This window comes from Acidobacteriota bacterium (assembly GCA_004299485.1).
Lineage (GTDB): Bacteria > Acidobacteriota > Terriglobia > Terriglobales > SCQP01 > SCQP01.
Genome location: SCQP01000020.1, coordinates 40,954 through 62,025, shown reverse-complemented (window position 1 = coordinate 62,025; position 21,072 = coordinate 40,954). Strand labels below are relative to the sequence as shown.

Here is a 21,072-nt window from a genome sequence, read left to right as displayed (position 1 = left end):
GACCGTCGTCCCCAGAAGACCTGCCCGAAACAGGAGATGCGATGCGCTATATGCTACTGGTTTATTCGCGGGAAACCCAGATGCAAAGCCTGCCGCCGGAGGAAAAGCAGCAGATTCGCGCGGCGCACTGGGCGGTGATGAACGCGGCGGCCGAAGGCGGCGTTTTCCATGGCGCCGAGCCGCTCGCATCCACGCTCACAGCCACAACGGTGCGGACGCGGGCGGGCAAGGCGTTCGTCACCGACGGGCCGTTTGCGGAAACCAAAGAACAGCTCGCGGGCTACTACATTCTGGACTGTGCCAGCCGGGAGGAAGCCATCGCCTGGGCAAAGCAAATCCCGACCGCATGCAAGGGCGGCGAAGGCTGCATCGAGATCCGGCCGCTGATCCCCAGCCCCCAGCCCGGCACGCCAGAATTTCTGGAGAGCGGCCGTCGAATTGGTCCGCCTCGCGCGTCGTAGGCGCAGGAGGAAACAAACCATGGAGTACTTACTGCTGATTTACGAAGATGAAAAGCGATTCGCACAGGGGTTCGACTCTGACGAATTCAACGAATACATTGCCTTCGGCAAAACTCACGCCAACGCGCTCCGGGCCGGCAAAGCCCTGCAGCCCACGCGGGCGGCGACCACAGTGCGGGTGCGCAATGGCAAAACGGCGCTCACCGACGGTCCGTTCGCGGAGACCAAGGAGCAGCTAGGCGGCTTCTACCTGGTCGAGGCCAAGGATCTCGACGAGGCCACGGCCATGGCCGCCAGGATTCCGGGCGTGCGCTTTGGCTGCGTGGAAGTGCGACCGGTCATGAAATTTTCGTGACCGCGGTGAGCCAGCTCGTCGAGACCACGTATCACGAGGAGTCGGGCCGGATCCTGGCGTTTCTGATCCGGTTCTCCGGCTCCTTTGATCTGGCCGAAGAAGCGCTGCAGGATGCCTTTACGGCGGCGCTGGCGGTCTGGCCCACGCGTGGGGCGCCGCAAAACCCGGGTGCGTGGGTCACCGCCGTCGCCCGCCGCAAGCTCGTCGACCGCGTACGGCGGCAGAGCACGCAGATGGAGAAGCAAGATGCCGTCGCATACGAAACGCAGCGCGGCGCGAACGACGATATTTCCGCGGACGAGATGACGAGCATTTGCCCCGATGAGCGCTTGCGGCTGATCTTCACCTGCTGCCATCCGGCGCTCAACCGCGAAGCGCAAGTCGCACTGACGCTGCGGACCCTGGGCGGGTTGACTACGCCCGAAATTGCGCGGGCGTTTTTTCTGGCGGAGCCGTCCCTGGCGCAGCGCATTGTGCGCGCCAAGCAGAAGATCCGGGACGCCAATATTCCCTATGAAATCCCGGCGCGCGCGGCCTTGCGCGAACGGCTGGAAGCCGTGCAGGCGGTTATCTACCTGATTTTCAACGAGGGCTACGCGTCGAGGACCGGGGACCGTCTGGTGCGTGCGGATTTGTGCGCCGAGGCCATCCGGCTGGGGCGGATGCTCTGCAGCTTGCAACCGGAGGAACCGGAAAATTCCGGACTGCTGGCGCTGATGCTGCTGCACGACGCCCGGCGTCACGCGCGCATCGACGCTGCGGGTGAGTTGGTGCCGCTGGAAGAGCAGGACCGCAAACTTTGGGATCACGCGCAGATTGCGGAGGGTGCGGCGCTGCTGGAACAGGCTTTGGCACAGCACGCCGCCGGGCCATATCAGTTGCAGGGCGCTATCGCCGCACTGCACGACCGGGCGGAAAGCGCCGCTGAGACCGACTGGCGGGAGATTGCGGCGCTTTACGGCGTTCTCGAGCGGCTGACGCCGTCGCCGGTGGTTGCTCTCAACCGTGCGGTTGCGATTGCCATGGCCGAGGGGCCGGAACGCGGGCTGGCGCTCATCGACGCACCCGAGATTGCAAGCGCCCTAGCGGACTACTACCTGCTGCATGCTGCGCGTGCCGACCTGCTGCGGCGGCAGGGGCGCAACACCGAAGCTGCATTGGCCTACCGGCGCGCGCTGGCGCTAGCCTCAAATCCCGTCGAGCAGACGTTTTTGCGGCGGCGCCTGGCTGGGGTGGAAGCTGCGCCTACAGGCTGATGACCAGATCCGGAGGGTTGCCGCTAAGAGCTTTGTAAACGTCCGGGAAGCAGCCGACGTGCAGGCCCTCGATGGCGCTTTGCAGTTTGATCTTCCCGGGTGCTGCGGCCGGGCGCGCGGATTTGCGGTCGGGCTGGCACCAGACCGGCTCGCCCGCAGCGAGGCCACGGTCGAGCGCGCACATGTCGCACACGCCCAGCCAGATGTTTTTCTCTTTGGCGACCTTGGCCAGGCGCTCGCCGATCGGGTCACCCTTGCGCAAAATATAAGCGTTGTCGTCGAAAAAGAACATGCCAACCACCTCCACGCCGTGGGTGCCGGCTTCGAGCTGCGGCAGAATCATCTTGCCCAGCTTGTAGTCGGCGGTGTGACCGGAAGTGACGAAAAGATAAGCGACTTTCATGTACCTATTTTACGATTCCGCGCGAAGGCGCTCGAGCAGGGGATGGTCGGGTTGCGCGAAGGGATCGACCACCGTCACGCCGCGCCAGCGGAAACCGTGCTGCATGTCTTCGGACAGCAGCAGCTCGCAGCCGGCATCGGCCGCGGCGTCGAGAATGGCGGCATCCCAGATGCCCAACCGGTGAGCGGCGGCGAGCTCGACAGCAGCGTTCAGCCAGTGCGGACGCTGTTGCAGAACCGGGATCACGCGCGCCCACTCCAGAACAATGTCGCGGGCTTCGGCGTGAGTGCGCCGGCCTTTGCGTATAAGCACGTAAAACAGTTCCGCCAGCACGATCGTGGGGAGCACGGCGTTCGTGCCGATGGCGCGCAACAGGGCCTCTGCTTCGCTCAGGCGCGCGGGATCGTTGACGCCCTGCGCGTAGGCGAGCACGTTGGTATCAATCGCGGCGGTCACACGTCGTGCATTTCATCCCGCGTAATGTGAGGCAGGTTCATGGCGGGCTGCGATTTGAGCCGGTCCAAAAGCTCGCCCAACGCCTTTTTGCGGCGCGCTTTTTCGGCTTCGGATTCACTCGCCACCGGGCGCAGTTCCGCAACCGCTTCGCCCCGGCTCGTTATGACGTAGGTTCGACCTTTTTTCACCCCGCGCAGCAATTCGGAGAACTTTCGGTTGGCCTCAGTCGCTGTGATAGTTGCCATGACGCACCTCACAAGTAGTGGTTCTCACTACCTTAGCATGGGCATTGCTACTCGCAGCGGAGGGCGGCGAGGGGATCGGCGCGGCTGGCACGGAGGGCGGGCAGCAGTGAGGCGGCGACGGCAACGAGCGCCAGCAGCACCGTGGCGGCGATAAAGGTGAGCGGGTCGAGGCCGGAGACGCCGACCAGGAATGCGCCGGCGAGCTTACCAATGGCGGCGGCGAGGAGCAGGCCGATGACGATGCCGGAGGCGATGATCAGGCCGGCGCTGCGCAGGATGGCGACGATGACCTGGCGCGGGCGCGCACCGAGGGCGACGCGGATGCCAATTTCATGCGTGCGCTGCGCGGCCGCGTAGGCCACCACGCCATAGACACCGATGACGGCCAGGAATAAGCCGAGCAGGCCGAGCGCGGTGGCGAGGCGTGCGCCGAGGTTGAAGATGAACAGGCCATTGAGGCCCTGCTGGGCGGCCGACATCGGCTGCACCAGGCCGATGGTAACATTGGGAGCCATACGGGCGAGCCACTGCTCGACTTCAGACACGGGCGTCGCGCCCGAGGTGCGCACCTGCAGTATCTCGCGCGGAATGTAATGCTGCGCGAGCGCAAAGTAGATCGCCGGCTGTGCTGCGCTGAAAGAGTTCTGGAGTACCTCAGCGGCAACGCCGACCACGGTGGTGAGCTGGCCGGCTCCGCCGAGAGCGACTTGCTGCCCGACTGCGCTTTTGCCGGGCCAGAGCGCCTGCGCCAGACGGGCGCTGACGACGGCTACCGAGGGCGAGTGTGCCGTATCATTTGCGGTGATGGCGCGACCCTGCAGAAGCGGAATTTCCATGGTTTTGAAGTACTCCGGCGAAACGCGATTGATGGTGGAGTCGATAGAGGGGGTAGACTTGCCCTGCTGGTGAACCGGGCCGTCGTCCTGATCGGTTCCGAACGGATGCGTCATCGCCAGACTGGCGCCACGTACGCCCGGCAGCGCGCGCACCGCGGGCAGGAGTTGAGCGAAAAAACGTTGACCCTGCGCGGTGGTGTAGCCGGCGCCGCTGACGTTCAGCTCAAAATTCCAGAGTCCTTCGGCTTGAAAGCCGAGAGGCCGATGCTGCGCGTATTGCAGGCTGCGGACGAATAAACCGCCCACGATCAGCAGCATGAGCGAACCAGCGACCTGTGCGACGACAAGCGAGCTGCGCAGCCACTGACGCCGACGTCCAGTGGCGTTGGCCTCCGGGCCGCGCAGGGATTGGTTAGGGTCGGCCGAGGCCGCGCGCCACGCTGGCAGTAGGCCGGCTGCCACGGCCATAACGAGCGCCATCGCGCAACCGAAGCCAAAGACGCGCCAGTCAAAGGTGAAGCGAATGACCACGGGCAAACCGAACTGCGGCGGCAGAGTGCTCAGCGCACGGCTGGCGCCCATCCCGAACACCATGCCCGCGGCGCAGCCACCCAGGGCGAGCACCAGCGCTTCCAGAAAAACCTGGCGGGCCAGTCGCCGGCGTCCGGCGCCGAGGGCAGAACGTACCGCCATTTCGCGCTCGCGGGTCCGGGCCCGCGCCAGCAGCACGCCCATGATGTTGGCTGCCGCCAGTAACAGCACCAGTCCAGAGAGTACAAAGAATAGCGCCGCAACTGTCGCGAACGGACTGGGGCCGCCCTGGCTGCTCGTCATCCCATTGCCGATCGGCCACATCTGAATGGAAAGGTCCTGGTCGGCCTTGGGGTGCTCGACCGCCATCCGTCGGGCATATACGGCCAGCTCGGCCTGTGCCGCAGCAACCGTCACGCCGGGCCGCAGGCGCACGATGGGAATCCCAAACGCAGGCAGAAAGCCTGCGTTGCCGTTCGGCGCCAGGCCGACCGGCACGTATACCTGGCTATCAATCACATTGGTAATGCCGTGAAACCCTTGCGGCGCTACGCCGGTGATGGTGACGGCGCGACCTTCAACCACTGCGGCAGTGCCGATCACGGCGGGATTGGCATGGAACCGCGAGCACCAGTAATCGTAGCTGAGCACGACGGCAGAGGCGTCATCGCGGCTGAAAAAATGACCGAGGGCAGGACGAATGCCCATCACAGCAAAAAAATTGCCGCCGACAAAGCCCCCCATCGCGATACGTGCCTGGCCGTCGGCGCTTATACCAACGCCGTCCAGCGAAGCCGTAGTGACGGCGCTGAAGGCGTTGCGTGCCTGAGCCGCAAGAGCGCGCAGATCCGAAGCGGTAAGCGATGGTGTAGCCGCATCGGAATTCTGAACCCTCAGACTAAGCAGGTGCAACTGGGCCGGGTTCGCCACGGGCAAGGGATGCCAGATGAGCGCGTTGGCCATGCTGAAGACCACGGTGGTCGCAGCGACGCCTACGGCGAAGGTGAGGACGCAGGCGAGCGAGAGCCAGGGGGTTTTGCGCAGCATGCGCAGGGAATAGCGGAGATCGCGGGCGCAGGATTCGATGCCGGCGCCGGGACGCGCCGCTCGCACTTGCTCGCGCAGTGGTTCGGCGTACACGCTGTGCGCGCGGCGGGCGTTCATTTCGTCGGCGTAGGCGCCGATTTCTGCATCGAGGTCGCGGTCGGCGGCGCGGCAATGCAGCAGGTTGCGGGTGAGCGTTTTGAGCCAAGCCATGGTGCACTACTCCTGTGGCAGCGCCAGCGCCTGATTGACGGCGCCGGAGATGGTTTTCCAGCGAGCGGTCTCCTGTTGCAGTTGCCGGCGGCCGGAAGCGGTCAGACGGTAAAACTTCGCCCGGCGGCCTTCCTCGGTGGTGCTCCACTCCGAGGCCAGCCAACCGCGCGCTTCCATGCGGTGCAGCGAGGTAAACAGCGAACCGGGGCCGACCTGAAAGGTGCCGCGCGTAAGCTGCGCCAGGCGGTCGGCAACGCCTACGCCGTGGCGCGATTGCAGCGCGAGGGTGTTGAGAATGAGGAGATCAAGGGTTCCGGGCAGCAGATCGGTGGTTTTGGTCATGGGATGGCGTTTTCGTGTCGCAGTTCGATATCGACTACCGATATTACACTTACGCAGGGGTGCGTACAATAGTTCCCATGCAAAGTGCAATTTCCGATGCCGAAGCAGCACGCGCCCGGATGGCGGGGCTGGCGATCCGGACGCCGCTGGTACGACTGGGGCGGGAAGAGGCGCCGGAGGTGTGGTTGAAGCTGGAGAATTTGCAGCCCATCGGGTCGTTCAAGATTCGCGGCGCGGCTAACGCCATGCTGCAGCTTGGGCGCGAGCGGCTGGCCAAAGGCGTGCTGACGGCATCGGCGGGCAATATGGCCCAGGGGGTGGCGTACTGCGCGCGGCGGATGGGGATTCCGGCTACTGTGGTCGCGCCTGATACAGCGCCCCGCACGAAGCTGGACGCGATCACGCGGCTGGGCGCGCGCATTATTCAGGCGCCGTTTGCGCAATGGTGGCAGTGCTTTGCCGACCGCACCTGGCCAGGCGTGGATGCCACGTTTATTCACGCGTTCGATGATTCTGCCGTGCGCGCCGGCAACGGAACCATCGCCCTTGAGCTGTTTGAGGACTTGCCGAAGGTGCAAGCCGTGGTTGTGCCGTGGGGCGGCGGCGGGCTGGCGTGCGGCATCGCGGCAGTGCTGCGCGAACTGGCGCCTCAGGTCAAGGTCTACGCCGCTGAGGTTGAAACCGCAGCGCCGCTGACCGCCTCGCTCGCCGCCGGCAAACCCGTTGTGGTGAGTTACGAGCCGTCGTTCGTGGATGGCATCGGTAGCAAGTCGGTATTCCCGAGCATGTTTGCGCTGGCGCAAGAGCTGCTGGCCGGCTCCCTCGTGGTCTCGCTGGCAGAGGCTGCGGCGGCGATGAAGCTGGCCGCCGAGCGCAACCGCGTGATTCTCGAAGGCGCTGCGGCCTGCGCCGTGGCCGCCGCCCTCAGCGGCCGCGCCGGCGAAGGTCCGGTGGTTGCTATCGCCAGCGGCGGCAACATTGATCTCGCCAAGTTTGCCGAGCTGACAAGTAAATGAGTGCGGCAGCACCTATCGCAGACTTCGAGTTCAGCGCGCACGCGCATGGAGAGATGCGACGGCGCGAGTTGCTGGAAGCTGTCGTGCGTGGGGTATTGGCCTCCTGAACGAGCCTCTGGCCGTGGTGGTCACCGCCTACTGAACGAGTAAACTGGACAAGTACTGGAGGCGCGAGCGATGAGAGTTGCTTATGATGCGGCCACCGACTCCCTCACCGTAATCCTAAAGGAGGAGGCGGTGGTAGCGGAAAGCGACGAGGACAAACCCGGCGTCATCCTCGAGTACGACGCCGAGGGTGATCTGGTGTCGCTTGAGATCATGGACGCGTCGCGGCGCATGACCGATGCGCGGAGGGTTGACTTCCCCGAAACGGCTGGCAGCACGGCTTAGGTTAGGCGCGTTGACCGCCCGCTCCTACAGGATGGGCGCGTCCCAGCCCTCGAGGCGGTCGCGGAGGAAGGCCATGGCCTGCTCGGCGGTAGCGCCATCCACGATGCGGTGATCGAAGCTGAGGGTGAGGTAGACGACCGAACGGATGGCGATGGCGTCGTTGATGACCACCGGCGTTTTGTGAATGCCGCCGATGCCGAGAATCGCCGCCTGCGGCTGGTTGATGATGGGCGTGCCCAGCAGCCCGCCGTAGATGCCGTAATTGCTGATCGAGAAGGTGCCGTCCTGGACTTCATCGGGCGAGAGCTTCTTGCTGCGGGCGCGGCTGGAGAGATCATTGATGGCGTGCTGCAGGCCGAGGAAGTTCTTCTCTTCCGCGTGCTTGATGACGGGTACGATCAGGCCCCAGTCGAGCGAGACGGCGATGCCGAGGTTGATGTCGTTCTTGTAAACGATCGATTCCTCCTGCATCGAGGAGTTGATCACCGGGAACTGGCGCAGCATGGCGACCGTCGCCTGGCAGAAGAAGGGCATGAAGGTCAGCTTCTGGCCGGTGGTGGACTCGAAACGGGCCTTTTCCTGCCGGCGGAGGTTGTCGATGTTGGTCACATCCACGGCAAAAATCGTATAAACGTGCGGCGAGGTGCGCTTGCTCAGCACCATGTGCTCGGCGATGCGCTTGCGCATGGTCGACATGGGCTCGATACGCACCGAGCCGGGCGCGTAGCGCACCGGCGGCGGAGGGGTGTAGCTGGGTGCGGCAGGCGCGGGCGCGGCGGGTGCAGGCGGCCGCGGCACGGGAACTGCGGCCGGAGCTGCAGCCGCCGGTTTCGCACCCGATTCAATAAAGTTCATGAGGTCGCGTTTCGACACGCGGCCGCCATCGCCGGTGGCGGGCACTTGCGAAAGATCCACCTGATGCTCGGAGGCTAAGCGGCGCACGAGCGGGGAGGAGCGCACTTCGGCCTGGGTGGCAGGAGCGGAAGGTGCGGGCGCGGCAACAGGAGCCGGGGCGGACGGAGAGGGCCCTGCTTCGCGCTCTGCGCTACGCAGGGCGCCGCCGCTTTGCGGCGGCGGCGGCGCGGGGGCGGCTGCTGCAGGCGTAGGCACGGGGGCACCGGCGGTGGCGCCAGCGTCGATCACGGCCACAATGGTGTTGACCTCGACGGTTTGCCCGGCGTTGACCTTGATCTCCTTGAGCACGCCGGTGGCGGGCGACGGAATTTCGGCATCGACCTTGTCGGTGGAAATTTCAAACAGCGGCTCATCTTGCCGCACCGCATCGCCGGGTTTGCGCAACCACTTGGTTACCGTACCCTCGACCACCGATTCGCCCATCTGGGGCATCACCACGTCCACAGCCATACCTGTCCTCACTTGCCAAAGAGTTTTGCCAGCTTCTTATCGTCCCACAAATCAGGCGCTGGCACCAAGACCCGTGCGAAAACTTCGACAAATTCGCCCTCGAGAATTGTCTCGATGGCTCCCAAATCCCAGCTTCGTCCGGTTTCCCGCCGCAGTGACGTCACGCCGTGATCGCGGATGCCACACGGGATGATGAAGTCGAAGCCGCTCAGGTCGTTGTTCACGTTCAGCGCAAAACCGTGGCTGGTGACGCCGCGCGCCACATGCACGCCAATGGCGGCCAATTTGTTCGCCGGCTCGCTTGCCGTCCAGACGCCGGTCATGCCTGGCAGACGCTTGCAGGCGACGCCGCAGGCGGCGGCCGCGCGAATCAGAACCTCCTCGAGAGCACGGACATAATCGACCGGCCCCAGATCGAGCCTGCCGGAGCGTGGCGGCAGAAAGGCGGGCCGCGGGCACGAATGCAAATCTAAAATCGGATAACCGACGATCTGGCCGGGACCGTGATAGGTAACATCACCGCCGCGGTCGCACTCGGTGACTTCGATACCCCGCGCCCCCAGCGCTGCGGCACTGTGCAGCACGTTTTCGGCGTGGGCGTTGCGCCCGAGCGTGATCACCGGATCGTGTTCGAGCAGCAATAGCGTATCGGGGATCTCGCCTGCCTGCCGTCGAACGACCAGAGCCTTCTGCAGCCCCTCCGCCGCGGCATACCCTACGCGCCCGAGGTGAGCCACCCGAAGTTCCGTCGCGACTATTGACTGGCGCGGGGCCGGGCGTGGCTGCACCACGGCGAACGACGCACGTGCGTCGTTCGCCGCTTGACGCTCGGCCGGGCTGGGGGCCCCGGGAGCCCCAGCCCGGCCTCCGCATTCTGAACACTGACCACTGATCACTGAACACTGCTCTTATGCGTTAATCGTCAATCCGTAGACGCTGTTCGCGGCATCGAGCATCGCTTCATACACCGTGGGATGCGCGTGGATGGTCTCCATCAGCTCGTCGGCCGAGGCGTTCAACTGCAAGGCGAGGGTGGCTTCACTGACCAGTTCGGTGACTATCGGGCCGATCATGTGCACACCGAGCAGCGTGCCATCCCTGGCGTCGGCGACCATCTTGATGAAGCCTTCGTGCATGCCCAGAATCGTGGCTTTGGAATTGCCGATAAAGGGAAACTTGCCGATCTTGACGTTGATGCCCTGCGCCTTCGCGGCCGCCTCGGTCAGCCCGACGCTGGCCACCTGCGGCTCGCAGTAGGTGCAATTGGGCACGCGGGTGTAATCCATGGTGCGGAAGGGCTTGCCAGCCATGTGCGCGACGGCAACCATGCCCTCCATGGAGCCGACATGCGCGAGCAGCGGCGAGCCGGCCACAACGTCGCCGATGGCGTAGACGTTGGGCTCGGCGGTGCGCATGTAATGGTCAGTTTTGATGAAGCCGCGCTCGGTCTGGATTTTGGTGCGCTCCAGGTGCAGACCTTCGGTCACCGGGGCACGGCCGACCGCGACCAGGAGGTGATCGGCCTCGACTACCTGCGGCTTGCCTTCAGCGTTGGAGTAAGTGACCTTGACGCCGGCGACGGTCTTTTCGACCTTTTCGAACTTGGCTCGGGTTTCGATCTGAATGCCCTGCTTTTTGAGCGATTTTTCGAGCTCTTTGGAGATTTCCTCGTCCTCGACCGGCACGATGCGCGGCAGCATTTCGAGGATGAGCACTTCGCTGCCAAAACGGCGGTAGATCGAGGCAAACTCGACGCCGACGGCACCGGCGCCGATGATCACCAGCTTTTTCGGGATTTCCGGCAGCTTCAGGATCTCGATGTTCGTCAGGATGCGGTCATCGGCCTTCAGGCCGGGCAGCATCCGCGCGGTCGAGCCGGTGGCAACGATGATGTTCTTGGCGCGGACGGTCTGCTTGGTGCCGTCGGGTTTATGCACGTGCAGCTCGCCCGGACCAGAAAAACCCGCGGTGCCCTGCATCCATTCGACCTTGTTCTTGCGGTAGAGAAACTCGATACCCTTGGCGTGCTTGGCGACGATTTTGTCCTTGCGCGCCAGGATTTGCGCCCAGTTGACGGCCACCGAGCTGACGTCAAAACCCAGCTCTTTGGCGTTATTGAAAGTATCCATCACGTCGGCGCCATAAAGCAGCGCCTTGGTGGGGATGCAGCCGACGTGCAGGCAGGTGCCGCCGAGCTTGGGATCTTTCTCAATGCAGAGTGTTTTCAACCCATACTCGCCTGCACGGATGGCGGCCCAGTAGCCTCCCGGGCCGCTGCCAATGACGACAAGATCGTAAGTAGTTGCAGATTGCGAATTCGGGGCGGGCGTGGGCATTCCAAGCATCCTTTCGTGGGGCAACTTTCAAGGATACCCCAGCCGCACGTCCGCCCCTTGCTGCTAGAGGTTGCCGCCAGGGATGGAGCCGAAGTTGCCGGTGTTTCCTACGCGGTTCCAACTGCTGCCAGGAGGGACCCCGGTGCCGGGACCGGTGAAGGTTCCGAATTGAGAGAAGGTGATCGGCGTCGCGACGAACAGGGCTTTCGCGAAATTGTTCAAGGCGGATTGCGTCAAGGAGCAACTAAGGTGGGCCTGGACAGTGAAGCCAGCGGGCACCGTAAGAATCCCGGTCAGCGTTTCGCTTGTGCCCGCAGTCAAGACCAGGTTCGCCGGAGGCGGGAGATATTGCACCAGGGTTTTGCCGGTTGCCGGCAGACCATCACTGGATAGTTTGCAGAAAAGCGCCGTGGCACCCCTCGCCGTGATCTCAGCATGGAGCACATAGGTACCAGCGGTCAGGGGCAGGTCAATCATATCGTTGCTGGGATCCTCCAAGCTGCCGGCATAGGTAGCGCCGACGCTTGCAGCCGGTGTGCCGGCGGGGCCTTGCGGACCGGCCGGGCCTTGTGGACCCTGCAAACCGGTGGCGCCGATGGCGCCCTGCACGCCTTGCGGGCCTTGCGGACCCTGCGGACCATTGGCCCCCAGCGACAAATCGAACGTTGCGCGCTCGTGACCCCAATTCACGCCCAGCGTGAGGCTGCCGACCGGAACCGGAGAGGGCAGCGAGACTTCAATCAGGCCGGTGCTCTCCTCGTTGTGATGGCGGTGATCCTTGGCCTTGGTTGGAGACACCGGTGCAGTGCTGAATTGCAGCACGCTCAAGGGGCTGCCGTCCAGCAGCACCGCGGGCGCCGCCGGATTGGCTGCGAGGGGCCCGGTAATCGCAAGGGTGAGCGTGCCATGCGTGTAATCGGGCAGGGCGGAAACGACCGTCAGCCGAGACTGCGCGAAAGCCGAAATGGCCAGGGCGAAGCTGAGCAGGGCGGCCAGGCCGAAAGAGCGGCAAAAGTTATTTTGGGTCAGAACGTAATCTCCATGATCGAAGTAGCGCCCGCGCGCGGGTCACAGTATATCAATAGATACTACAGAGCCGCCATCATGCCGCCCCGCAATCGGCCGGCCGGGCTCAGCGTCACTGCGCTAGAATGCGCAGGATGGTGGTGACTCCCTTTGTTTGGCGGCCGGACGCAACTGCGGTTGCCGATCTGCGGGCGCGGCTGCGGGCCACGCGCTGGCCGCATGCCCTCGCCGGCTCCGACGAGGTGCGTATGGCTTTCCGCTGGGGGAGCTGCAGGCGATTTGCCGCACCTGGGCCGAGGAGTTTGACTGGACGGCGGCGGAGCGGGCGATCGCCGCCACGCCGCAGTTTACCGCCGCGATCGACGGCTATCGCATTCACTTCGTACATGTGCGCAGCGCGCGACCGAGGGCAAGGGCGCTACTGCTGACGCACGGTTGGCCGGGATCATTTCTCGAATTTCTGCCATTGCTGCCGCTGCTCGATGATTTTGACCTGGTCGTCCCCAGTCTGCCCGGATTTGGTTTTTCCAGCATCCCGCAGGCGCTCGGCTGCAACACTTTCGCGATTGCCGAGGTGTGGGCGCAGCTCATGACCGCGCTCGGCTATGAGCGCTTCGGCGTGCAGGGCGGTGACATCGGCGCCAGCGTGAGCACGATTCTGGCGTGGAAACACCCCGAACGTGTGCTCGGCATTCACCTCAATTACTTGCCGGGCTCCTACCGGCCGCGGATCCGCGCGGGTGAGCGCCTGAGCGCAGAAGAAGAGGCATTCTTTGCAGCACAGGTGCGTTGGGCAGAAGCGCACGGCGGGTACGAGCATGTGCAGAGCACCGAACCGCAAACGCTCGGCTATGGCCTGAACGATTCACCGGCCGGGCTGGCGGCGTGGATTTTGCAGCGATTCCGGGACTGGAGCGACGGCGCGGGACCGCTGCGCGACTGCTTCCCCCTGGATGACCTGCTGGCCAACGTGTCGCTGTATTGGCTGACGGGGACCATCGCTTCCTCCTGCCGGCTGTACCGCGAGTGCGCCGGCGCGCCGCTCGCGCTCGGTGCAGGCGAGCGCATTGCACCCCCGATGGCCTTCGCGCGGTTTCCGCAGGAGATTTCCTCGCCGCCACGCGCCTGGGTGGAGCGGGGCTACAACGTCACCCGCTGGACGGAAATGCCGCACGGCGGCCACTTTGCCGCCCTGGAGGCGCCGGAACTGCTGGCCGCCGACATCCGCGCCTCCTATTGACTGGCGCGGGGCCCGCTAAGGCGTAGCTCGTATATACTCTCCGAGAGGTAACGCTTATGGGTGAGTCCATCCTGCAACATAACCAGGGGCCGGCCGCCGTCTGGAGTTCCGGCGGGGCCAACTACGACCAGATCAGCCGGCAAATCGCCAGTGCGCTGGAGCACTGCGTGGAGCGGCTGGCGCCGCAGCCGGGCGAGCGCATTCTCGACGTCGCCACCGGCACCGGCTGGACTTCGCGCCTGCTGGCCCGGCGTGGCGCCCGGGTGACCGGCTGCGATTTCGCCGCCGACGCTCTCGCCACCGCCCGCACGCTGGCGCAGGCGGAGCATCTCGACATCACCTACGATTTGGGCGATGCCGAGCGGCTCCCCTACGCCGACGCGCAGTTCGATGCGGTGGTTTCCACCTGCGGCGTGATGTTCGCCAGCCACCAGGAAGCCGCGGCGGCCGAGCTGGCGCGCGTGTGCCGTCCGGGCGGACGGCTGGCGCTGGTCACCTGGCCGACCGACAGCTCGGTGTTTGACATGTTCAAAATCCTGAAGGAGTACATGCCGGCGCCGCCGGTGCCCGCGCCGCCCTCGCCCTTTGCCTGGGGCAGTTCCGATCATCTGTGTGTGCTGCTTTGCCGGGCGTTCGATTTGAAATTTGAGGAAGGCGTCAGCATGTATTACGGACCGAACGGCGCTGCCGCCTGGGAAGCCTTCGTCACCGGTTACGGCCCGGTCAAAAAACTGGCAGCTTCGCTCGATGGAGCGCGGCGCGCGGAACTGGCAGAGAAATTTGCCGCCCTGCACGACGCCCACGCCACGGCACTGGGCTTCGCGCTGCCGCGCAAGTACCTGCTTACGCTGGGCATGCGCCGGGCCTAAGGCACGCTGGACTAGGCTGACGCCGCAGGGCCGCGCCCGGCGGGAGCCTGCAGCTCGGGCATAGGGGCGGCGGAGAAAAGCCGCCGCGTGGGGCGGGCCAACAGTGCCGCCCAGTGCGCCGATTTGCTGACGCGCGCGCTGTCGCTGGAAATGCCAGTGTTGGCGTACATCTGGCGGTAGAGCTTCGAAATCAGCAGGAACGCCAGCCGTCCCTTCAGGCTGCCGACGCAGCGGGAGCGCCCCCAGATCGCCTGCATGCTGTAGAACTGATCCCACACCCCCTGCGTGCGGGAGCGGATCTCCTCGGCCGGCATGGTGGGATGCGGCACGTACACCTTGGGACGCAGGGCCTGGGGAATGAGCCAGTGCCGGGAGAGCGGCACGCCGGCTATGGGCGGCGCTTTCGAGGCAACCGTATCTTCCCATTTCTTGAAATCGAGCGTGCCGGGAAACGGCGTCAGCATGACAAACTGGGCGAAGGTGATGTGGGCGCGCAAGGCGACATCGAGGGTGGTGGCAAACGTCGCAGGCCGGTCGCTGGGCAGCCCAAAGATGAACGAGCCGAGAACGTGCAGGTCATTCTCGCGGAACGCTGCCAGCCGCCGGACCAGCTCCTCGCCGCTGGAGTTGAAGTCTTTGTACACGTCTTTGAGGCCCGCAGGAGTGACCGCTTCGATGCCCACCAGGGCGCCGCAGATGTGGGCCTTGCGCATCGCCTGGAGAAATTCGGCATCATCGGCCGCCTCCATCGTGATCTGGGTGAAGAAAACCAGATCCGCCGGCAGTTCGGCAAGCTGGCGCATCAACTCGAAGCGTTCGCTGCGGATGGCGCGCAGCTCGGCCAGCCGGGCAACTGCTTCCGGCGAACTCCGGGTTTGCACCTGCCGCTCCGCCAGCCGCAAATCATTGAGTGAGGCGGGGTAGAAGTTATCGTCCGCGAGGGCGATGAAGCGGTAGCCGCGGCGCCGCAGCTCGACCACTTCGCCCACCACCAGCTCGGCCGTGCGCTGGCGGGGCTTCTGGCCGTCAGTGCGCCACACCGAACAGAAGGAGCAATGCTTCGGACAGCCCCGCACGGTTTGCACCGAACCCCACATGTAGCGCCCCGGCGGCAGCAAGTCCCATCGCGCCGGCAGGAACTCCTCCGCGCCCACCCGGCCACCATCATAGGTCGCCTGCAGCAAACCGGAAGCGCAATCATCGAGCACGCGCCGCCAGATGACATCGCCGTCGCCACGCACGATGGCGTGCGCCTGGCCTTCGGTGCGCGCTTCCTCAGGGAACAAGGTGGCATGTATGCCGCCAAAAATCACCGTCGCTCCGCGCGCACGGAGCTGGCGCCCCAGCTCGTAGCCGCGCAGCGCGTTGCCGGTGTGGATTCCAATGCCACAAATATCGCCCGGCTGAACCGTCAGCGGGTCAAGCGCCGCCAGACATTCATCGCTGATGATCGGATCGCCATAGCGTGCCGGGGTGGCCGCGGCCAGTACAAACAGCCAGCGCGGCGTGATCACCGCAGTGCCAAAGGAAAGATGGCTTGGGTTGATAAGGTGAATGCGCACTGCTGCGATGGTAGTCGCATTAGCGAGGCTATGCACGGATAATCGGCGCTGCCGCAAAATGGACAAGAGGTACACTTTGCAGCGTAGCGGGGTGCCGATCCCGTGTACACTGACGCAAGTGACTGCTGGGGGGTGAAAAGGGATCGCTCATGAGAAAGTGGCCGATGTCTGGTTGGGTTTTAACCGTTCTGCTGGCGGCGCTGCCGCTGAGCGCTGCAGCACAGCAAGGGAAACAAGCAGAGGCGCCCACGGCGGCCAAAGAGGCGCAGACGGCGAAAGCTCCCCAAGAGCGAGCTGAGGTCAGCCACGCCACGGTTACGATCAACGGTCAGACGATTCATTACACCGCGACCGCGGGGACGCTGCTGCTCTATAACGACAAGCAGGAGCCTACCGCCAGCGTTTTCTACATCGCCTATACCAAAGACGGTGTCGCGGATCCTGCGACGCGGCCGGTCATGTTTGCCTACAATGGTGGCCCGGGCGGAGCGTCGGCACTGGTGGATATCGGCGGATTCGGTCCCCGCCGGATTGATTTTCCCAAGCCCGGCGACTTCGCCGCCTATGCGCCGCCCTATCGCCTGGTGGATAACGGCGACAGCATTCTCGACGCGACCGATCTGGTCTTTGTCGATGCCGTGGGCACCGGCTACAGCCGCATTCTCCAGGCCGGCAATCCGAAGATGTTCTACGGCATCAGCGAGGACGGCGCTACCTTCGCGCAGTTCATCGAGCGCTACCTGAAGCACTTCCATCGCTGGAATTCGCCCAAGTTCCTGCTCGGCGAAAGCTACGGCACCACGCGCAACGCGGTGCTGGCCTACGATCTGGTCAACGACGGCGTGTATCTTAACGGCGTCGTCATGTGCTCGACGGTGTTGAACTTCGCTACATCGAGCTTCGGCAACGATCTGGGATACGAAACTTACCTGCCTTCGTACGCCGCCGCGGCGTGGTATCACCACCGGGTCACGCCGCAGCCGGCGAGTCTCGAAACTTTCGTCGAGCAGGCGCGCAAGTTCGCCGCCGGGCCGTATGCCACGGCGCTGTTTGCCGGCGACACTCTGCCGGAAATGCAGGAGAAAGCTATCGCCGATCAACTTCAGCACTTCACCGGCGTTCCCGCCGATCTGTGGATGAAGTCGCATCTGCGCATTTCGCTGGGCATGTTCATGCGCCGGCTGATGGGTCCGGAAGGCCCGGAAATCGGCCGTTACGATTCCCGCTTCACCGGTCCCGAGCTGGAGCCGCTGATGCCCGTGCCCGGCGACGGCAGCGGGGAACCTTCGTCCAATGCGGTAATGGGTGCGGTCACGGCAGCGTTCAATCATTACTTAAGCCAGACGCTGCATTACACCAGCAAGCGCCTCTACGCGCAGCTCAGCTTCGAGGTGAACCGGCAGTGGAGCTTGAAATACCAGCCGCCGTTGAGCGCGCTGCACGGCGGTTTTGGCAGCGCTCCGAACGTGGCGCCCGCGCTGGCGGTGGCCATGAATAACGACCCCGCGATGCACGTGCTGTTCAACAACGGCTACTACGACATGGCGACGCCGTTTTTCGCTACCGAGTACACCGTAGCGCACATGCCAGTGGCGCCGTCGGAGCGCAGCCACATCGAGTTCAAGTACTACCCGGTGGGCCACATGCTATACATAAACCCGGAGGCGCTGCCCGCGCTGCATAAGAACATCGATGCCTTCATCGCCGCGTCAGCGCCGAAGGCGCAGTAGGGGCGCTCAGGCGAGCCGTTCGCACTCACCGGCGCTGAGGTGCGCTTGGCAACATCTGGCGGCAGCTTGGAGGAGTCCTGAGCGCCAGCGGGCGGACCCTGCCGGGAATCGAAGCCCGCATTCCAAGCGACCAACGGGAGCGACCAGGGCAAAAAGTGGCGAGCCACAACGGGATGTACCAGTCCCCTTCTTGCCATTCGGTTGCCGACCGGCGCGACGCGGCCTCCGTCAGAAGATCTTCCCGACTCCGTGCTCGATATCGGGCCAAAATTCAGCCTCAAGATTGAAGATCGCGGTGCCGCCGAAGTCCCAATAGAGGCGGGAAACGGTGTGATTGAAGTTGCGCTCGTCTTTCGGGTAGTACAGGTTTGAGCCAGTGGCGGCCAGCAACGAACCTGCGGTGGCGCCGCTGGCGAAGGTCCAGCCGCCGCTGTCGGTTCGGGTGACGAAGACCCGCGACACCGCGTACCAGACGCGCGCGCGGAAGCTCGCCTGCGGCCCCAGACGGAAGTAGCGCGGGTCCTGGTGCAGCCAGGAGATGAACAGGTAATCGCCAAAGAAGCTGGAAATATTGGCATCGAGCATAGCCGAGCCGTAACATTTGCCGTAACTATCCAGGCCGCTGCCGTAGCCGCAAAAGCCGTCTTTGCGGGAGTGTTCGAGGCCGGCCTCGACCGCATCCGCCGCCCGGCCGATGGGGTCGTAGGCGCCTTGCGCCCATTCGAGGAATTTTTCGTGCTGCGTCATCGGCACGAACTTGTGCTGGTAATCCACGTTGTAGGCAGGGATCACGAAGAAGATGTGCTTGGGCGACTTCTCCGTTGCGGGTTTGGGCTGCTTCTTGCTCTGCTTCTTATGGGCCTGCTGCGGGCCGGGCAAGGCCGCCCCTTTGCTGGCTGGCGGCGTACTCTGTTGGCACGCGGCCCGAGGCAACAATCCGGTCAAGGACAGAGCCACGACCGTTAGGCCGGCACAGATCAAGACGCTGGGAACGCGCGGTCGGTTGGTCAATTTGGTAAAGCTCAATCTAATAGGCAGACGCACAGGACGCGGATTTCGTTTCCGTCATATTGACGGTTAGATGCGGCTTTAGCGACTTGGCAGCGCTTTTGGGGGACGCAAAACAAGCGGACTTCGAGCCGGAACGCCATTGCGCGAGTGCTGGAGTTTGGTGACCGGCGCGCCTACGCCTGGCAGACCTCGCTGTTCCCCGCTGCTGAGGTCGCCCACGTCATCCGTAGCGAGCACCGTCTGCCGCGACGCTCGGCCGGCTTTGGGGCGCTCGTGTACAGCATCCCTGCCGGCGAGGTCACGGCTCTCAAGGAAACGGCATGAGCGCGGCGCGGGCGACCCTCCTGCTATGATGAGGGGCGAGCCGTACTATTCAGGAAAGCCGGAGAGGTGGCCGAGTGGCTTAAGGCGGCGGTTTGCTAAACCGTTGTACGGTCAAAAGCTGTACCGGGGGTTCGAATCCCCCCCTCTCCGCCAGATTTCAGTCGATTTCAGCCAATTCAATCCGCATCCTGACTGTCCTATGCCAAGGCTCGTTGGCATTTGTTGTCATATATAGCAACACTCGTGGGCCTAGCGCGGGAGCCGTGGGGGAAACTAGGAACACCGGGACAATCTCGTGGTTTAAACCTGCTTTGCGGGACTTTGAGAGGTCCCCGCAGGCGTGCACTCCGTATGTCTCGGCGCACTGACAATTGCCGCCGAGGACGCCAAGGCCGACGTCGCCAAACCAATGCAGGGTCTCGACTCCGGTATCTTCGAAATCGCCTTGCCGTTTAAGGGCGAAGCGTACCGGGCCGTCTATGCCGTACAGCTCGACGATGACATCTGGGTGCTACACGCGTTCCAGAAAAAGGCGAAAAAGGGCCGTGCAACGCCGGAACTCGAGATCGAACTGATCAAAGAACGGCTGAAAAGGTTGAAGGAGATGCTGGCATGAAAGATAAAACCGACGTGGTGCGAGGGAGCGGAAATGTCTTTCGCGACCTGAAGCGCGACAGCGCCGACGTAGAGCAGTTCAAGGCGCTCCTCGCGGCTGAGATCATCAAGGCTACCGACCGTGAGCATCTGAGCGTGCGGGCAGCAAATCGACGAACCGGCATCGCCGCCGCGGATTTTTCGAGCATCCGCAATGCGAACCTGGGCCGGTTCACCGTGGACCGGCTTATGCTCATCCTGAACCGGCTGGGCGCAAGGGTCGAAGTCCGGGTACGGATACGCCGCAATCGAGCAGCGTAGAACGGGCTAATCACGGCACGCATCCCGGCGCGGGCAGCGTGCCCGTTGGCGCTTCAGCGCATCAAAGTGACGTGTAAGCTGGGTTATGCCTCGGTTTAACACGGCAGTGCCCCTGCTTTGGCTGCGTCTCGACGCCGGCCGCACCTACCCGTTTGTACCGGGCTTGACGATCGCCCCGATCCCCGATTGGCTACGGGGCGACACCGGAATCCTTAACCGCTGCTTGAGCGGAAACGATCGCGCGCTCCTCAAGGAATGTTCGCATTGTCTGTTGTTCGATTACGCGGCCGAGGCGCTGCACGCGCCTGACCCTGGGTGGGTGCAGGGAATGCCACACTCTATCCAGGACGCCAAAGCAGAGCAGGCATTCATCGTTAATCTCGCGCTGTGGCTGCGTCGTCCCACACCCGTCGGTTTCACTTTTGTCGCCCATGCCCCAGAGTCGAACGGCGAGTTCGTCATACAGAGCGTTGAGGCAGGGCATCAGCCGTTCTTGTGTCTCCGCAGGGAACGTGATCAGCAGTACAGCGAGCCAGATCTGGAGGCTGCCGCCGCATTTTACGAAACGCTGGTTGCGATCCCACGCGCCTCCTCGCCGTGGGCGGCAATCCGAACGCTAACGATTGCGCTGCGTACGATGGCGTACGACCTGCGCTTCCTTCTTTTTTGGATGGCGCTGGAATCTCTGTTTGGCACGAGTTCCGGAGAGCTGGCATTCAGGATCTCCCAGCGCATAGCATTTTTCATCGGCGACGATGACCTAGATTCGCGCAAGATCTTCGCGTTCATGAAGCGCAGCTACGGTCTGCGCTCGAAGATCGTACACGGCGTTCGTGCGGGTGCCGCTCACGAAATGGGCATCTCTGAAGAGAGTCTTTACGGACTCGAGACATGCGTACGGCGGGCGCTTGGGATAATTCTCCAGGACCGGGATATGCGAGCCAAGTTCATCGACCAACGCGCGACGGTTGAGAAGTATCTCGACCAGCTCGCGTTTTCGAAGCGGGGTGACCCGCCGACCGGCGTCTCGACAGCGAAATGATCCGGTGCGGCCACCTCCCAAGAGGTTCGTATGGCACACTGACTCTGCAGTCAGTTGGCGAAGGACGAAGCACCTGTTCCGACTTATTTCTGAAAGCCTGTCGA

The 21,072-nt window shown here is 63.9% G+C and carries 20 protein-coding genes, 1 tRNA gene and 2 pseudogenes; 12 read left to right on the top strand and 11 right to left on the bottom strand.

The window, feature by feature from the left end; genetic code table 11:
- Window positions 1–41 precede the first annotated feature (41 nt).
- The 3 genes from EPN33_14710 to EPN33_14700 are packed head-to-tail and all read left to right on the top strand — an operon-like array spanning window position 42 to window position 2,072.
- Window positions 42–461 carry a YciI family protein gene (locus EPN33_14710; GenBank protein ID TAN20615.1) on the top strand — a complete coding sequence of 140 codons (420 nt, stop codon included), beginning with the start codon at window positions 42–44 and terminating at the stop codon, window positions 459–461.
- Window positions 462–480: 19 nt separating this feature from the next.
- Window positions 481–816: a YciI family protein gene (locus EPN33_14705; GenBank protein TAN20614.1), complete on the top strand. Its 336-nt coding sequence runs from the start codon at window positions 481–483 to the stop codon at window positions 814–816.
- A complete protein-coding gene (locus EPN33_14700) occupies window positions 813–2,072 on the top strand; it encodes an RNA polymerase sigma factor (protein TAN20613.1) in 1,260 nt (419 codons plus the stop codon). Before EPN33_14705 ends, EPN33_14700 begins: the two co-directional genes overlap by 4 nt.
- Here the strand turns inward: EPN33_14700 and EPN33_14695 are convergent.
- Genes EPN33_14695 through EPN33_14675 form a run of 5 tightly spaced genes read right to left on the bottom strand, consistent with a single transcriptional unit; the run spans window position 2,062 to window position 6,142 of the window.
- Window positions 2,062–2,475, bottom strand: a complete 414-nt coding sequence (locus EPN33_14695; GenBank protein TAN20612.1) for a sulfur reduction protein DsrE — start codon at window positions 2,473–2,475, stop codon at window positions 2,062–2,064. The two genes, EPN33_14700 and EPN33_14695, sit on opposite strands and share 11 nt — an antisense overlap.
- A 9-nt stretch (window positions 2,476–2,484) precedes the next feature.
- Entirely contained in the window at window positions 2,485–2,931 is a 447-nt protein-coding gene (locus tag EPN33_14690; GenBank protein ID TAN20611.1) for a PIN domain-containing protein, read from the bottom strand.
- A complete protein-coding gene (locus EPN33_14685) occupies window positions 2,928–3,176 on the bottom strand; it encodes a type II toxin-antitoxin system prevent-host-death family antitoxin (GenBank protein ID TAN20610.1) in 249 nt (82 codons plus the stop codon). Before EPN33_14685 ends, EPN33_14690 begins: the two co-directional genes overlap by 4 nt.
- Before the next feature lie 47 nt (window positions 3,177–3,223).
- On the bottom strand, window positions 3,224–5,800 hold the full coding sequence (locus tag EPN33_14680) for an ABC transporter permease (protein TAN20609.1): 2,577 nt from the start codon (window positions 5,798–5,800) through the stop codon (window positions 3,224–3,226).
- Between the two features lie 6 nt (window positions 5,801–5,806).
- Window positions 5,807–6,142, bottom strand: coding sequence for a PadR family transcriptional regulator (locus EPN33_14675; GenBank protein ID TAN20608.1), 336 nt, complete (start codon window positions 6,140–6,142; stop codon window positions 5,807–5,809).
- Window positions 6,143–6,219: 77 nt separating this feature from the next.
- Here EPN33_14675 and EPN33_14670 point away from each other — a divergent pair, with 77 nt between their 5' ends.
- Both EPN33_14670 and EPN33_14665 read left to right on the top strand, forming a co-directional pair.
- A complete protein-coding gene (locus tag EPN33_14670; GenBank protein ID TAN20607.1) occupies window positions 6,220–7,158 on the top strand; it encodes a pyridoxal-phosphate dependent enzyme in 939 nt (312 codons plus the stop codon).
- Window positions 7,159–7,335: 177 nt separating this feature from the next.
- Window positions 7,336–7,548, top strand: a complete 213-nt coding sequence (locus EPN33_14665; protein TAN20606.1) for a DUF2283 domain-containing protein — start codon at window positions 7,336–7,338, stop codon at window positions 7,546–7,548.
- Window positions 7,549–7,572: 24 nt separating this feature from the next.
- Here EPN33_14665 and EPN33_14660 read toward each other — a convergent pair whose 3' ends face one another.
- From EPN33_14660 to EPN33_14645, 4 genes and pseudogenes are all read right to left on the bottom strand, one after another.
- Complete coding sequence (locus tag EPN33_14660; GenBank protein ID TAN20605.1) at window positions 7,573–8,913, bottom strand: 2-oxo acid dehydrogenase subunit E2; 1,341 nt, start codon at window positions 8,911–8,913, stop codon at window positions 7,573–7,575.
- 8 nt (window positions 8,914–8,921) lie between these two features.
- Window positions 8,922–9,809 carry a lipoyl(octanoyl) transferase LipB gene (gene lipB, locus EPN33_14655; GenBank protein ID TAN20604.1) on the bottom strand — a complete coding sequence of 296 codons (888 nt, stop codon included), beginning with the start codon at window positions 9,807–9,809 and terminating at the stop codon, window positions 8,922–8,924.
- 12 nt (window positions 9,810–9,821) lie between these two features.
- Window positions 9,822–11,249, bottom strand: a complete 1,428-nt coding sequence (gene lpdA, locus EPN33_14650) for a dihydrolipoyl dehydrogenase (GenBank protein ID TAN20603.1) — start codon at window positions 11,247–11,249, stop codon at window positions 9,822–9,824.
- A gap of 537 nt (window positions 11,250–11,786) precedes the next feature.
- Window positions 11,787–11,897 (bottom strand): annotated as a pseudogene (locus EPN33_14645) (collagen-like protein).
- A 512-nt stretch (window positions 11,898–12,409) separates the two neighbouring features.
- On the opposite strand from EPN33_14645, the pseudogene EPN33_14640 reads away from it, so the two are divergent.
- Window positions 12,410–13,515: pseudogene (locus EPN33_14640) on the top strand (epoxide hydrolase).
- 56 nt (window positions 13,516–13,571) lie between these two features.
- Window positions 13,572–14,384: a class I SAM-dependent methyltransferase gene (locus EPN33_14635; GenBank protein TAN20602.1), complete on the top strand. Its 813-nt coding sequence runs from the start codon at window positions 13,572–13,574 to the stop codon at window positions 14,382–14,384.
- 11 nt (window positions 14,385–14,395) lie between these two features.
- Here the strand turns inward: EPN33_14635 and EPN33_14630 are convergent, their stop codons facing one another.
- Entirely contained in the window at window positions 14,396–15,946 is a 1,551-nt protein-coding gene (locus EPN33_14630; protein ID TAN20601.1) for a radical SAM protein, read from the bottom strand.
- A gap of 149 nt (window positions 15,947–16,095) precedes the next feature.
- Here EPN33_14630 and EPN33_14625 point away from each other — a divergent pair, with 149 nt between their 5' ends.
- On the top strand, window positions 16,096–17,676 hold the full coding sequence (locus EPN33_14625) for a peptidase S10 (protein ID TAN20600.1): 1,581 nt from the start codon (window positions 16,096–16,098) through the stop codon (window positions 17,674–17,676).
- Window positions 17,677–17,904: 228 nt separating this feature from the next.
- Here the strand turns inward: EPN33_14625 and EPN33_14620 are convergent, their stop codons facing one another.
- Window positions 17,905–18,555 (bottom strand): hypothetical protein, encoded by a 651-nt coding sequence (locus tag EPN33_14620; protein TAN20599.1) that lies wholly within the window; start codon window positions 18,553–18,555, stop codon window positions 17,905–17,907.
- Between the two features lie 516 nt (window positions 18,556–19,071).
- Between EPN33_14620 and EPN33_14615 the strand changes: the two genes are divergently transcribed.
- The 4 genes from EPN33_14615 (at window position 19,072) to EPN33_14600 (ending at window position 20,968) form a co-directional block, all read left to right on the top strand.
- Window positions 19,072–19,164: transfer RNA gene (locus tag EPN33_14615), tRNA-Ser, on the top strand.
- A gap of 187 nt (window positions 19,165–19,351) precedes the next feature.
- Window positions 19,352–19,627 (top strand): type II toxin-antitoxin system RelE/ParE family toxin, encoded by a 276-nt coding sequence (locus EPN33_14610; GenBank protein ID TAN20598.1) that lies wholly within the window; start codon window positions 19,352–19,354, stop codon window positions 19,625–19,627.
- A complete protein-coding gene (locus EPN33_14605) occupies window positions 19,624–19,926 on the top strand; it encodes an XRE family transcriptional regulator (GenBank protein TAN20597.1) in 303 nt (100 codons plus the stop codon). The genes EPN33_14610 and EPN33_14605 overlap by 4 nt, the downstream gene beginning before the upstream one ends.
- A gap of 85 nt (window positions 19,927–20,011) precedes the next feature.
- Entirely contained in the window at window positions 20,012–20,968 is a 957-nt protein-coding gene (locus tag EPN33_14600; GenBank protein TAN20596.1) for a hypothetical protein, read from the top strand.
- Window positions 20,969–21,072 lie beyond the last annotated feature (104 nt).